The 12,744-nt window shown below is 62.0% G+C and carries 17 protein-coding genes; 4 read left to right on the plus strand and 13 right to left on the minus strand.

Translation table 11 applies throughout. From position 1 onward, the window contains the following. Nucleotides 1-163: 163 nt before the first annotated feature. The 6 genes from ACW9I6_RS09205 to ACW9I6_RS09230 form a co-directional block, all read right to left on the minus strand. Nucleotides 164-775, minus strand: coding sequence for a LysE family transporter (locus ACW9I6_RS09205; RefSeq protein ID WP_177054236.1), 612 nt, complete (start codon nucleotides 773-775; stop codon nucleotides 164-166). A 74-nt stretch (nucleotides 776-849) separates the two neighbouring features. Continuing rightward, nucleotides 850-1,641 carry an AraC family transcriptional regulator gene (locus ACW9I6_RS09210; protein WP_023658815.1) on the minus strand — a complete coding sequence of 264 codons (792 nt, stop codon included), beginning with the start codon at nucleotides 1,639-1,641 and terminating at the stop codon, nucleotides 850-852. A gap of 51 nt (nucleotides 1,642-1,692) precedes the next feature. Further along, nucleotides 1,693-2,373: an arsenical resistance protein ArsH gene (gene arsH / locus ACW9I6_RS09215; protein WP_457339208.1), complete on the minus strand. Its 681-nt coding sequence runs from the start codon at nucleotides 2,371-2,373 to the stop codon at nucleotides 1,693-1,695. A gap of 12 nt (nucleotides 2,374-2,385) precedes the next feature. Further along, complete coding sequence (locus ACW9I6_RS09220) at nucleotides 2,386-2,856, minus strand: arsenate reductase ArsC (protein WP_457339209.1); 471 nt, start codon at nucleotides 2,854-2,856, stop codon at nucleotides 2,386-2,388. A gap of 13 nt (nucleotides 2,857-2,869) precedes the next feature. Further along, on the minus strand, nucleotides 2,870-4,153 hold the full coding sequence (locus ACW9I6_RS09225; RefSeq protein ID WP_003212605.1) for an arsenic transporter: 1,284 nt from the start codon (nucleotides 4,151-4,153) through the stop codon (nucleotides 2,870-2,872). Nucleotides 4,154-4,171: 18 nt separating this feature from the next. Beyond that, a complete protein-coding gene (locus ACW9I6_RS09230) occupies nucleotides 4,172-4,528 on the minus strand; it encodes a metalloregulator ArsR/SmtB family transcription factor (RefSeq protein WP_003212604.1) in 357 nt (118 codons plus the stop codon). 177 nt (nucleotides 4,529-4,705) lie between these two features. On the opposite strand from ACW9I6_RS09230, the gene ACW9I6_RS09235 reads away from it, so the two are divergent. From ACW9I6_RS09235 to ACW9I6_RS09245, 3 genes are all read left to right on the plus strand, one after another. Beyond that, nucleotides 4,706-4,921: a hypothetical protein gene (locus ACW9I6_RS09235; protein ID WP_003212603.1), complete on the plus strand. Its 216-nt coding sequence runs from the start codon at nucleotides 4,706-4,708 to the stop codon at nucleotides 4,919-4,921. A gap of 72 nt (nucleotides 4,922-4,993) precedes the next feature. Further along, a complete protein-coding gene (locus ACW9I6_RS09240; RefSeq protein ID WP_003212602.1) occupies nucleotides 4,994-5,689 on the plus strand; it encodes an AzlC family ABC transporter permease in 696 nt (231 codons plus the stop codon). Beyond that, complete coding sequence (locus tag ACW9I6_RS09245) at nucleotides 5,686-5,997, plus strand: AzlD domain-containing protein (RefSeq protein WP_008432487.1); 312 nt, start codon at nucleotides 5,686-5,688, stop codon at nucleotides 5,995-5,997. Before ACW9I6_RS09240 ends, ACW9I6_RS09245 begins: the two co-directional genes overlap by 4 nt. A gap of 153 nt (nucleotides 5,998-6,150) precedes the next feature. Here the strand turns inward: ACW9I6_RS09245 and ACW9I6_RS09250 are convergent, their stop codons facing one another. Further along, nucleotides 6,151-6,411 (minus strand): hypothetical protein, encoded by a 261-nt coding sequence (locus ACW9I6_RS09250; RefSeq protein WP_003212600.1) that lies wholly within the window; start codon nucleotides 6,409-6,411, stop codon nucleotides 6,151-6,153. A 109-nt stretch (nucleotides 6,412-6,520) separates the two neighbouring features. Between ACW9I6_RS09250 and ACW9I6_RS09255 the strand changes: the two genes are divergently transcribed. Beyond that, the gene (locus ACW9I6_RS09255) at nucleotides 6,521-6,874 is read left to right on the plus strand and encodes a hypothetical protein (RefSeq protein WP_087693907.1); all 354 of its coding nucleotides are present in this window, start codon (nucleotides 6,521-6,523) and stop codon (nucleotides 6,872-6,874) included. Nucleotides 6,875-7,015: 141 nt separating this feature from the next. On the opposite strand, the gene ACW9I6_RS09260 is transcribed toward ACW9I6_RS09255, so the two are convergent. From ACW9I6_RS09260 to ACW9I6_RS09285, 6 genes are all read right to left on the minus strand, one after another. Further along, nucleotides 7,016-7,720, minus strand: a complete 705-nt coding sequence (locus tag ACW9I6_RS09260; protein WP_087693906.1) for a YoaK family protein — start codon at nucleotides 7,718-7,720, stop codon at nucleotides 7,016-7,018. Nucleotides 7,721-7,797: 77 nt separating this feature from the next. After that, nucleotides 7,798-8,826, minus strand: a complete 1,029-nt coding sequence (locus ACW9I6_RS09265) for a DNA topoisomerase IB (RefSeq protein ID WP_008432490.1) — start codon at nucleotides 8,824-8,826, stop codon at nucleotides 7,798-7,800. Nucleotides 8,827-8,917: 91 nt separating this feature from the next. Further along, a complete protein-coding gene (gene modC / locus ACW9I6_RS09270) occupies nucleotides 8,918-10,003 on the minus strand; it encodes a molybdenum ABC transporter ATP-binding protein (protein WP_177020089.1) in 1,086 nt (361 codons plus the stop codon). Then, the gene (modB, locus tag ACW9I6_RS09275; RefSeq protein WP_003212595.1) at nucleotides 10,003-10,683 is read right to left on the minus strand and encodes a molybdate ABC transporter permease subunit; all 681 of its coding nucleotides are present in this window, start codon (nucleotides 10,681-10,683) and stop codon (nucleotides 10,003-10,005) included. The genes modC and modB overlap by 1 nt, the downstream gene beginning before the upstream one ends. Next, entirely contained in the window at nucleotides 10,684-11,451 is a 768-nt protein-coding gene (modA, locus tag ACW9I6_RS09280) for a molybdate ABC transporter substrate-binding protein (protein ID WP_256346348.1), read from the minus strand. It abuts the gene before it with no gap. Between the two features lie 119 nt (nucleotides 11,452-11,570). Continuing rightward, nucleotides 11,571-12,635 (minus strand): NAD(P)H-dependent flavin oxidoreductase, encoded by a 1,065-nt coding sequence (locus ACW9I6_RS09285; protein ID WP_008432497.1) that lies wholly within the window; start codon nucleotides 12,633-12,635, stop codon nucleotides 11,571-11,573. Between the last annotated feature and the right edge of the window lie 109 nt (nucleotides 12,636-12,744).

The following is a 12,744-nucleotide window of genomic DNA, read 5'->3' on the forward strand; positions in this document are numbered from 1 at the left end:
TTTTGATCTTGATCTGACTGCCCCAATAAGCCCGAGGCCGAACGCAGGTATTGCGGAGCCCTTTGCCTACTTTGGGCTGGGCCGGCATTCCGGCTTTTCCAAAGTGAGCCGCTGTAAGAGCGGAACCATAGGCCGCCGTTACCCAAATAACGGATATGCCCCCTCAAATCCCCCGCAACGCCAAAATCGCCAAATACAGCAGCACCACCCCACAAGCCCCATAGCTAACCCTCTGCCACATGGGCGAAGCATTCCGCCGCAGCAAGTTGACCAACCCCGCAATCAAAAAGCACGACAACACCGAAGCCAGCATAAACCCCGCAAAAAACATCAACGTCTGCCCATGGCTAGGCGCCGCTCCGACTATCCCCGACAACGCACTCCCCAGCGCCCCCCAATAGACAATGTTCTTCGGATTGGCCAGGGAAATCGCCGCCCCCACCACCAGCGCATTCTGCCCGGACCTGGCCGGCGCACTCCCGGCCTCTGGCAAGTGCCAGGCATCCATCAGGCTGCGAATCCCGAGCCAGGCCAGATACAGCCCACAAACGGCCGTCAGCGGCACCCGCACCGACTCATGCTGGATCAACAACGCCATGCCCGTAAGCCCGATCACCGCCCACACGGCATCGCCCACCAGCGAACCGATCTGCACCAACAGCGCAGGGGTAAACCCATGCAGCAGCCCACGGCGCAGCGTCTCCGCCAGCACCGCCCCCGGCGACAGGCAAAACACAAACCCAAACACCAGCGCCGAAAAAAAGATCGTCAACATGCCTGCCTTCCTTCAAGTGATGGCCGGCATTTTAGGGAAGGGTGTGTAAGTCGTCTTGAACCAGATTGCGCTTTTCAGCCCTTGAGCACGCGTTGATAGCGCCCCGGTGTGATCCCGTAGGCCGCCCGGAAATGCCGATTCAGATGGCTCTGGTCAGCAAACCCCAAGGCATGGGCAACCTGCGACGCCGCAACGCCTGAGCGCAACAGCCCCTTGGCGCGCCGGGTACGCAGTTGCATCGCCCACTGGCGTGGACTCAGCCCGGTTTCTTTCTGAAAAGCCCGCAGCAGATGGAATTTCGACAGGCCCAACTCGTCACCAAGGGTCTCGAGTGCCACCGCCTGGTGCAGGTTTTCAGCCAGCAATTCCTGGGCCTTGATCACCAACCCGCGTCCCACCGCAGTGCTGCCAGGCAAGCGGACGCCGCTGCAACCGACGACTTCGCCGAGCAGCACCACCAGGGCTTCCTCACTCAGCTCCCGGGCCAGCGGATCGACACTCAACGCACCTTCAATCGCCCCGGCGAGTTTCATCGCCAACGCCGGCTGGAAGCACAGCGAACGGTCGAACTCCAGGTGCGCCAGGCCCAGATCAGCCGCCAATTGCTCGGCAGTCGCATACAAGCTGACAAACCGCCACGGCTGCCCTTCGGCCGCGCCGCCGCCTTGAATCTGCCCCGGGTTGTACAGGGTGATGCTGCCGGGGCCGGCCTCGAAGGTGCGACGATCCAGCCACACCTGTTCCTCGCCGAGCAGGTTGACGCCGATCACGCATTCATCATGGCTGTGGCGGGCAAATGTCAGGCCGGTGCAGGCGGTGCTGCTGACTTCGTAGTTGCCCAGCCAGGCGTGCTGCATGGAACTCATTGAGGGGGCTCGCTGTGACCGTTGCCCGCGAGCATACGCCGGAAAAGGGCTTCAGATCGACCGTTGATTGACCCGTTTCGACAGCGCCTCGCTACTCTCCTTGCGCTCCGAATAACGGTCCACCAGGTCCGGGTGATCACGCAGCAGCAGGGTGAACCTCACCAGCTCTTCCATCACATCCACCACGCGGTCGTAGAGTGCCGACGGCTTCATGCGGTCCTGATCGTCGAACTCCATAAAGGCCTTGGGCACCGACGATTGATTGGGGATCGTGAACATGCGCATCCAGCGCCCCAGCACCCGGAGCTGGTTCACGGTGTTGAAGGACTGCGAGCCACCGCAGACCTGCATCACTGCCAGGGTTTTGCCCTGGGTTGGCCGCACTGCGCCGAGCGCCAGTGGCACCCAGTCGAGTTGCGCCTTGAACACCGCCGACATCGAGCCGTGGCGCTCCGGCGAACACCAGACCTGGCCTTCAGACCACTGCATCAGTTCCAGCAGTTCCTGGACCTTGGGGTGGTCGTTGGGAGCATCGTCCGGCAGCGGTAAACCCAATGGATTGAAGATGCGCGTCTCGGCGCCAAAGTGTCGCAACAGTCGCGCCGCTTCTTCCACCAGTAGACGGCTGAACGAGCGCGGGCGAGTGGAACCATAGAGCAGCAGGATGCGTGGCGGTCGTTCAAATTGTTGAGGCGTGGACAGGTTTTGGTGCAGGTTGGGCAGGGTGCTCATCAGGCTCTCCGGTTATAGCGTGGCGATGCGATCGAGCTCGGCCTTGAGTTCAACGGGACTCAGGCTGGCGAACGGAATCTCGAAAAAAGCCCGGCAGCGCCGTTCAATGATTTCCAGGGTGGCGCGGAACGCGGCGTCGACCTGGGCTTCATCGCCTTGAACATCCGACGGGTCCTCCAACCCCCAATGTGCCTTCATGGCCGGGCCGAAATACACTGGGCAAGCTTCTCCAGCAGCCTTGTCGCACACGGTGACGACGATGTCCGGCGGGCTGCCTTCAAAGGCGTCGTTGCCCTTGCTGTACAAGCCTTCGGTGCTGATGCCGGCGGCCTTCAGCGTGGTCAGGCTGCGTGGCAGCACCTGGCCCTTGGGGAAACTCCCGGAGCTGATGGCCTGGAAACCGTCCGGCGCCAGATGGTTGAACAAGGCTTCCGAAAGAATGCTGCGGCAGCTGTTGGCGGTGCACATGAACAGGACTTTCATCAAGCGAACTCCGTCAGAAACTCAGGCGCAAGGCCAGGGCGGCGAGGGTGATCAACAGTACCGGCAGGGTCAGCACGATCCCGACCTTGAAGTAGTAACCCCAGGTGATGGTGATGCCTTTGCGTGCCAGGATGTGCAGCCAGAGCAAGGTCGCCAGGCTGCCGATAGGGGTGATTTTGGGGCCGAGGTCGCTGCCGATCACGTTGGCGTAGATCATCGCGTCCTTGACCACGCCCACGGCGTGGCTGGCCTCGATGGAGAGCGCGCCGATCAGCACGGTTGGCAGGTTGTTCATCGCCGAAGACAGCAGCGCGGTGAGTACACCGGTGCCCAAGGCCGCGCCCCATACGCCATAGCTTGCGAAGGTGTCGAGCCAGGTCGCGAGGTAGTCGGTCAGCCCGGCGTTACGCAGGCCGTAGACCACCAGGTACATGCCCAGGGAGAAAATCACGATCTGCCAGGGCGCTTCCTTCAGCACCTTGCGGGTGGAGATTTTGTGGCCCTTGGCGGCGATCACCAGCAGTAATATGGCGCAGGCGGCAGAAATTGCGCTGATGGGAATGCCCAGCGGTTCCAGGGCAAAGCAGCCCACCAGCAGGATGCCCAGCACCCACCAGCCGGCGCGGAAGGTGGCGCGGTCGTGGATCGCACTGGCAGGGTCGTCGAGGTCTGCCGGGTCGTAGGTTTGCGGAATGTCCCGGCGGAAAAACCACAGCAATACGGCGAGGGTCGCGGCGACGCTCACCAGGTTCACCGGCACCATCACTGCGGCGTATTCGTTGAAGCCGATCTTGAAGTAGTCGGCCGAGACGATGTTCACCAGGTTGGAGACTACCAGCGGCAGGCTCGCGGTGTCGGCGATAAACCCGGCGCCCATGACGAACGCCAGGGTGGCTGCCGGGGAAAAGCGCAACGCCAGCAGCATCGACATCACGATGGGCGTGAGGATCAGCGCCGCGCCGTCGTTGGCGAACAAAGCCGATACCAGCGCGCCCAGCAGCACCATGTACGCGAACAGTCGCCGACCACGCCCACGGCCCCAGCGCGCCACATGCAAGGCAGCCCAGGCAAAGAAGCCCGCCTCATCCAGCAGCAGGCTGATGACGATCAGCGCGACAAAGGTCCCGGTGGCGTTCCAGATGATGTGCCACACCACCGGGATGTCGGCCAGGCTGATAACCCCGCACGCCAGGGCCAGGATCGCACCCATCGTGGCGCTCCAGCCCACGCCCAGGCCCTTGGGCTGCCAGATGACCAAAATGATGGTGAACAGAAAGATAGCAACGGCTACAAGCATGAAAAGCTCTCCGCAGGATCAGCAGCAGGCGCTGGCCCGTTGTGGTCGGTCACCCATGGTTTCCAGACGCTGGGCGTCTGTTTTTAACCAGGCTTGGTTGGCTTGCAGGGTGGTGTCGAGCACTGCCGTCACCCACTCCGGCAAGGCCGGGTTGAGGCGGTAATAAATCCACTGGCCCTGGCGACGGTCCAGCAGCAACCCGCAACTGCGCAGTTGCGCCAGGTGGCGGGAGATTTTCGGCTGGCTGTCGTCCAGAGCATGGATCAATTCGCACACGCAAAGTTCGCCTTCACGCAGGATCAACAACGTCAGCCTGGCGCGGGTGGCGTCGGCCAGGCATTTGAAGACGTTGGGCGGGGAGAAAAGATCTGACATGGTCAGTGCCTTGATACATATGGAAATACGAATATACGGATTTCCATATATATTAGTCAAACCTTGTTTCGATTGACCTGCGTCAAGTGCCCGACAATCGATGACAAGTGGTTGAAATTAAACTGAAACACAAATGTCCTAAAGTGCCTGCCCATTGGTGATGAAGGAAGAAAACGTGTGACCCGTGCCACTCGCAACCTGCGCAAGACCCTGGATTCCGTCGCGGACAATAACGAAACCGCGGCGTTTGACCTGATGCGCGCCGTCGAAAAGCTCAGCGATGAAGTGCTGCGCCAGCGCCTGCTCAATACCATCCACCGGCTCAACCAGGACGCCCACGAACTGCGCGAAGCCCGGGACGCGGTGGAGCGGGTGTCGGTCAAACTGGCTTGAGCACGATCGTTCAAGACAATCCCTGATACCGCTGGCATGCTTGTCGACTGACTGTCGATGAGCTTGTTGTGTATGCCTAACGCTCTGCCTCTGAATGCCTTTTCCCGTGGCGCGATTGCGATCATTCCATTGTCCCTGGCGTGTGCGCCGTGGGGATTGCTGGCCGGTTCGACTGCAATTGATGCCCAATTCACGCCGCTGGAAGCCCAGGGGCTGTCGACCATCGTGTTTGCCGGTGCCGCACAATTGGTGGCCATCGGTATGGTCAAGAGCGGCGCCAGCCTGATTTCGATCCTGCTGACCACCTTGCTGCTGACCTCCCAGCATTTGCTCTACGGCATGCACATGCGTCCCACGCTGTCGCCGCTCAAACCACGGTGGCGCATGAGCCTGGGCTTTTTGCTGACCGACGAATTCTTCGCCCTGGTCAGCCAGTACGACCGCCAGACCTTCAATCGCTGGTACGCCCTGGGCGTCGGCCTGACGTTCTATATCATCTGGAACGTCTTTACCTTCGCCGGCATCGTGCTCGGCAAAAGCATTCCCGGGCTGGATCAACTGGGCCTGGAATTCTCGATCGCAGCGACCTTTATCGCCCTGATCACCCCGGTAGTGCGCGACGTGCCGACCATCGTCTGCGTAGCCGTGTCGTTGCTGTGCTCGGTTTGGCTGAGCTACCTGCACTGGGAATCGGCGGTGGTGGTGTCCGGTGTGTTGGGGATGAGCGCAGGGTTTGCCTGCAAGCGGCTGGGAGTAGGGCAGCAATGATCTTCGTGATGATTTTTGGCATGGGCCTGATCGTGTTTCTCAACCGCTACCTGTTTCTCGAGCCGCGCCTGCCGGTGCGCCTCAATCGCGGGGCGCGGGAGTTTCTCGGGTTTGCCGTACCGGGGATGCTCACCGCCATCTGCGGCCCGATCATTTTCCTGGCTGATCACAAGCTCAACCTGAGTGTGGGCAACCCCTACCTGCTGGCCGGAATCAGCGCCGTGGCGTTGATGTTCTGGACCCGCAGCGTACTGATCACCGTGTTGCTGAGCATGGCGCTGTTCTATCTGTTCCGCTGGCTGCTCTGACCAGCAAACTCCTGCTACGGGGGGGAGCAAAACCAAGGCAAAAAAAAGCCTGCGGGAGGGCAGGCTGGAAGGGAGACTTCTTAAAAATGAGCCTGCCGACTATAGGCGGCGAGGTCTTCCTTCACAGTGAAACAAAGTTCATGAATCTGTCAGCTATTCGATAACCGGGGCGGCGGCTTTCTTGTTGGCTTTCGCCTCGGCCGCCAGGCATTCCAGGGCAAATTGCTCGGTGTAGGTCATCTGGATCGGGGTGCTTTCGCCCTTCACGGTGCGCTCGCCGTCAAGGATGTAGCGGATGCGCTTGTCGGTCACGCCGATGCGTTTGGCGATCCACGAAGGCGTCTGGCCGATGCGGCTGATCAGCTTGTCGGCGTAGTCGGTGGAGGGGTTGTAGCGCTCGGCATTGGGTGTCATGGGGTTTCCGGGTAAAAGCGGGTTCGTAAGTAGGCGGCAGGGTGACGCAATAATCCTTCGGTGTCGCCTGCTAATGGTACAGTCGCGTTTTTTCCAAGGAAGCTTCGGTATGCGGATGGTGGTAATTGGCGCTTTGGTCCTGGCATCGCTGGCCGGTTGCGCGGGCTCGAAGATGAAAGAGGCGCGTACCGGCGCGCCCTACAAAACCCTGGCCTCGGACAAGGCTCCGCTGGTGGTTGCCCAGTGCATCCAGTTCGGCTGGCAGGATGAAGCGGTGTTCGGGGTGGATGCCGGTGGTTTCATGGAGCCTGCACAGGCTGGTGGCTTCACCATCTACACCACGGCAGGTGACTATTTTGTCGACGTGCGCAGTGCCGGCGCCGGCGCCTCCGTCAACTATTACGCGGCCCAGGATGACTATCCGGCCAAACGCCGCCTGGCGGCACTGGCGACCTGCCTGTAATCCATTACGTTAGAAAAGTTCAGAAATGCCCTGCGGACAGTCCCGCAGGCATTGTTTTAGTATTTTCCCGCTCACCCGGCGTGACGGCTCTTTACCGGTACAGGGATGTCGAGGCCGGAGCGTCGGGAGGGCAACTGTTTTCTAGCGGGGCATGTACCCCAGGTGCCAGCGCCGCGGAATCTTCAGCGACACCAGCCCCAACAGCGCCGACAGCACCCCGCTGACCAGCAGCGCACGAATCCCCATGTGGTGCTCCAGCAACGCACCGATCACCGCACCCACAAACATCCCGGCCCACGGGATCAGTTGCACGCGCCAGCCGTTGCGGCGTTCACCGAGCATCCAGCGGCCCAGCCCGCGACCAAAGCGTGACAGCGCCCCGGTGACATAGGTAAGCCCCACGGGCAACCCGTTCACTTCTTCGACGGCGGCATTCAGCATGCCCATGGCGATGATCGCTGCCAGCAACGCCGGCAATTGATCGGCGAACGGCCAGGCCGCAGCCCCGCACAGCAGGGTGGCGATGCACAGCAACAGGGGCAGGGCGTGGCGCCGGCTGACGCGGCTGACCATCACGCCCAGCGCATTCCCGGCGATAAACGTCGCCACCAGCAGTGTCAGGCGCGCGGTAAGGCCCAGGTCGCCTTCGCTGATCGCCACGGCGAGGCGCGTGGTGTTGCCGCTCATGAACGACACAAAATCCCCGCTGGCCATGAAACCAATCGCATCGGTCATGCCCGCCAGCACGGAAAGGCTCGCCACCAGCAGCAACCCGACACGCCCGCGCCATTTGTGGCGATGCAGCAAGGCGGCGTTGGTGTACGGCTTCAGGGATGAAGGCAGCATGGGGCCGGGTTCCTCGGTGAGATTATCCGGCCACTACCGTAGGGCGCTTCGTGCTCCGCTGCAATGACTTGGCGCACTTACAGGCGTTCGGCCAGTTGCTCCAGAAACATCGCCAGCCCGACTTCCTCGGCCTTCAAGCCTTTGCGCACTCGGGGCTTGGGCAGTTTCGCCAGTTCGCCCAGGCTGAAATGCTCCAGCACCGCCGGGTGGATGTAGCACTTGCGACACACCGCCGGGGTGTTGCCCAGTTGCTTGGCAACGTTCTTGACCATCTCCACCACATGTTTCTTGGCGTCGGATTCCGGCTGCCACTCAAGCTCGCGCAGCACTGCCAGCGCCAGGGCGCTGCCGGCCCAGGTGCGGTAGTCCTTGGCGGTAAAATCCGCGCCGGTCAGGGTGTGCAGGTAGGCATTCACATCGGTGGAACTGACGGTATGGCGCTCGCCGTTCTCGTCCAGGTACTGGAACAGGTTCTGCCCCGGCAACTCCAGGCAACGCTTGATCACCGTGGCCAGGCGCCGGTCCTTGACGCTGATCTGGTGCTCGATGCCGCTCTTGCCGCGAAACTGGAACAGGATCTCACTGCCCTTGATATCCACATGGCGGGTGCGCAGGGTGGTCAGGCCGTAGGAGCGGTTGTCGCGGGCATATTGGGTATTGCCGACGCGGATCAGGGTGGCGTCGAGCAGCAGCACCACCGTGGCCAGGACCTTTTCCCGATTGAACCCTGGCGCCTCGATCTGTGCTTCCAACTGTTTGCGCAACTTGGGCAGCGCGCTGCCGAACTGTTGCAGCCGGGAGTATTTGTCGGTGTCGCGCACCTCGCGCCAGCGCGGGTGGTAGCGGTACTGCTTGCGCCCCCGGGCATCCCGCCCGGTGGCCTGCAGATGGCCGCGCGGGTCGGCGCAGATCCACACATCGGTATAGGCCGGCGGCACTGCCAGTGCGTTGATGCGTTTGATTTCGTCGGCATCGGTTATGCGTGTGCCGTCGGCCTTGAAGTATTGGAATTTGCCCCGCAGCTTTTTGCGGGAGATCCCGGGCTGGGTATCGTCGACGTAATGCAGGTCGCGGGGCAGGTCGGCAAGCAACGCAGGATCGGGCATGGCGCAAATTCCTTGGCAGGTATTTCTGATTGACCGCAGGGTTTTACGGTCGTGCCAACAAGTTTGCTCCCCCATAGCAGCTGTCGGGCAGTCAGGCCAGTACCGCCACCGCCTTGATTTGCGCCCACAGCGTCTGGCCGGGATGCAGCTGCAACTGGTCCCGCGAGTAACGGGTGATGCGCGCCAGCAGCGGCGTGCCGGCGGCGTCCAGGCTTACCAGCACGTGGGCTGCGTTGTCCGCCGGGATTTCCTGGGTCACCGTCACCGGCAGGCGATTGAGGATGCTGCTGTGTTCCTCGGCCTGCAGGCTCAAGCTGACGTCCCGCGCCTGGATCTTGAAACGCAACTGTTTGCCCAGCGCCAATGGTGCATGGGCCACGCGCATCTGCAATTGGCTCGCGGGCAATTGCAGGGTGAGCAACTGGTAATGCGCGTCGTAGGCGCTGACGGTGCCGTTGATCACCACACCGGCGTCGTCGCCCAGGGCCATGGGCAGGTCCAGCCGGGCCAGGGTTTCGCCGATGGGACCGCTGGCCAGGGCCTTGCCGTCGCTGAGCAACACGATGTGATCAGCCAGGCGCGCCACTTCGTCCTGGGCATGGCTGACGTACAGCACCGGAATCTCCAGTTCGTCATGCAGGCGTTCGAGATACGGCAGGATCTCGCTTTTGCGTTTGCTGTCCAGCGCGGCCAACGGTTCATCCATCAGCAACAGGCTCGGGCTGGTGAGCAGGGCGCGGGCGATGCCGATGCGCTGGCGCTCACCGCCGGAAAGGTGCTGCGGATGGCGCTCCAGCAGGTGGCCGATGCCCAATAGTTCGGTGGCGTGGCTCATCTCCACCCGGCGTTGCTGGCGCGGGATGCGCTTGAGGCCGAACTCCAGGTTGGCCAGTACCGACAAATGCGGGAACAGGCTGGCTTCTTGAAACACGTAGCCCAGGGCGCGTTTGTGGGGTGGCACGAACAGTCCTTTGCGGCTGTCTTGCCAGACCTCGTCGTTGATCTGCACGAAACCCTCCTCAGCCCGCTCCAGCCCGGCGATGCAACGCAGGCAGGTGGTCTTGCCGGAGCCGGAATGGCCGTACAGCGCCGTCACCCCACGACCGGGCAGGTGCAGGTCGACGTCCAGGGCAAACCCGGAATACTTCAGTTGCAGGCGTACCTCGATCATCGACATCAGCTCCAGCCCGCCTTGGTTTTACGGCTGGAGTAGAGCGCCAGCAACACCAGGAAAGAAAACACCACCATGGACCCGGCCAGCCAGTGGGCCTGGGCATATTCCATGGCTTCGACGTGGTCGTAGATCTGCACCGAGACGACCCGGGTCTTGTTGGGAATATTGCCGCCGATCATCAGTACCACGCCGAACTCGCCGACGGTGTGGGCAAAACCGAGAATCGACGCGGTGATAAACCCCGGGCGCGCCAGGGGCAGGATCACCGTGAAAAAGGTGTCCCAGGGATTGGCCCGCAAGGTCGCGGCCACTTCCAGCGGGCGAGTGCCAATGGCGGAGAAGGCGTTTTGCAACGGCTGCACCACGAACGGCATCGAATAGATCACCGAGCCAATCACCAGCCCGGCGAAGCTGAAGGTCAGGGTGCCCAGGCCCAGCCATTGGGTGAACTGGCCGAAGTAGCCGTTGGGGCCCATGGTCAGCAGCAGGTAGAAGCCGATCACCGTGGGTGGCAACACCAACGGCAAGGCCACCACCGCGCCAATGGGGCCGCGCCACCACGAGCGGGTGCGCGACAGCCACAGGGCTATCGGAGTGCCGATGATCAGCAGGATGACCGTGGTCAGCGACGCCAGTTTCAGGGTCAACCAGATCGCGGAAAAATCGGCACTCGACAGCGGCATTTACAGCTCGTAACCGTAGGACTTGATCACCGCGGCGGCTTTCGGACCTTTCAGGTATTCAACCAGGGCCTTGGCGGCGGCGCTGTCCTTGCCCTTGTTGAGGATTACCGCGTCCTGCTTGATCGGGTCATGCATCGACGACGGCACGATCCAGGCCGAACCGCTGGTGACTTTGCCGTCCTTGTAGATCTGCGACAGCGCTACAAAACCCAGTTCGGCGTTGCCGGTGGAGACGAACTGATAGGCCTGGGTGATGTTCTGGCCTTCAACGAGCTTGTCCTTGACCTTCTCGGTCAGGCCTTCCTTCGCCAGCACCTGGGTGGCGGCCAGGCCATAAGGCGCGGCTTTCGGGTTGGCGATGGACAGGTGCTGGAACTGGTTTTTCTTCAGCACTTCGCCCTTGCCATCGACGTAGCCTTCCTTGGCCGACCACAGTGCCAGGGTGCCGACCGCGTAGGTGAAGCGCGAGCCCTTGACGGTGTCGCCTTCGGCTTCGAGCTTCTGCGGGGTGGTGTCGTCGGCGCTGAGGAACACTTCAAACGGCGCGCCGTTCTTGATCTGGGTGTAGAACTGGCCGGTAGCGCCGTAGGCAGCGACCAGTTTATGGCCGGTGTCTTTTTCAAAGTCGGCGGCAATCGCCTGGATCGGTGCGGTGAAGTTGGCAGCCACGGCCACCTGTACTTCATCGGCACTCGCCGAGGAGAAGCCAAACGCGGCGATCAGGGTAGCGAGGGCCGTGGGGGCCAGGCGTGAGGCGCGAATCATCATCAAGAAGCTCCTTGGGGTTTGCGGCTTGTTATAGGCAGAAGGGGACTACCGCTATGTATGGGAATATATAGCGGTTGGCCACTGCCGGTACAGCGCAAAGTTGTCCCGGGAGTTCAGGTTCAGCGTCGGCCGAGTTTTTCCAGGGTTTGCGCGGCCAGTTCGAGCGTCAGGTCATAGCTGGAGATGTCTTTGCCGAGGCGCAGCGCCTGGCCCGACCACAAGTTGCTGAAGCCGGCTTCGTCCTTGGCCTTGAGCGGCATCAACGCACCGCCGGACAGCGGGAACGCCGGCGCCGTGGGGTTGATCGCGCCCAACTCACGCATTACGCGGTTGATGATGCCCCGCGCCGGGCGCCCGGTGAACAGGTTGGTCAGCGCGGTTTCACTGGCCTGGGCAGTGCGCAAGGCGTGGTGGTGTGACTTCGAGACGGTGGCCTCGGGGGTAAACAGGTACGCGGTGCCAATCTGCACCGCTGACGCGCCAAGGGCGAAGGCCGCGACAATGCCCCTGGCATCCCCGATGCCGCCGGCCGCAATCACCGGCACGCGCACGGCATCGACAACCTGTGGCACCAGCGCCATGGTGCCGATCTGGCTATTCAGGTCGTCGCTGAGGAACATCCCGCGATGGCCACCGGCTTCGTTGCCCATGGCGATGATTGCATCGCAGCCGTGCTGTTCCAGCCAGATGGCTTCTTCGACGGTGGTAGCCGACGACAGCACTTTCGCCCCGGTGGCCTTGACCCGGTCCAGCAGGGATTTTTCCGGCAGGCCGAAGTGAAAGCTCACCACTTCCGGGCGGAATTCTTCCACCACTTCACAGGCGGCGTTGTTGAACGGTGCGCGGTTGGAGACGGGCGTCGGCGCGTCAAAATCGGCGCCCAGCTCACGGTAGTAGGTTTCCAGCAGGTTCTTCCACTGAAGGTCGCGGTGAGCATCCGGCGTCGGTGGCTGATGGCAGAAGAAATTTACGTTCAGCGGCCGCGAACTGGCCTGGCGAATCGTGGTGAGTGCTTCGCGCAGTTGCTCGATGCTGAGCGCCGCCGCCGGCATTGAACCGAGGGCGCCGGCCTGATTGGCCGCAATCACCATGGCCGTGCTCGTGGCATTGGCCATGGGCGCCTGAATGATCGGTAACTCGATGCCCAGCAGGTCAAGAATTCGGGTGTCTGGCCAGGTGCTCATGGGACGCTTCTCCAACGGTGGAATGCTGTTCCGTCGTTTTAGCAGGGCCAGGCAGCACCAGGCCAGTCTGTATTATTCACTGGACGAATCCAGTGTTTCATGGGCGGTT

The sequence above is a fragment of the Pseudomonas sp. SDO5522_S412 genome (assembly GCF_054071215.1).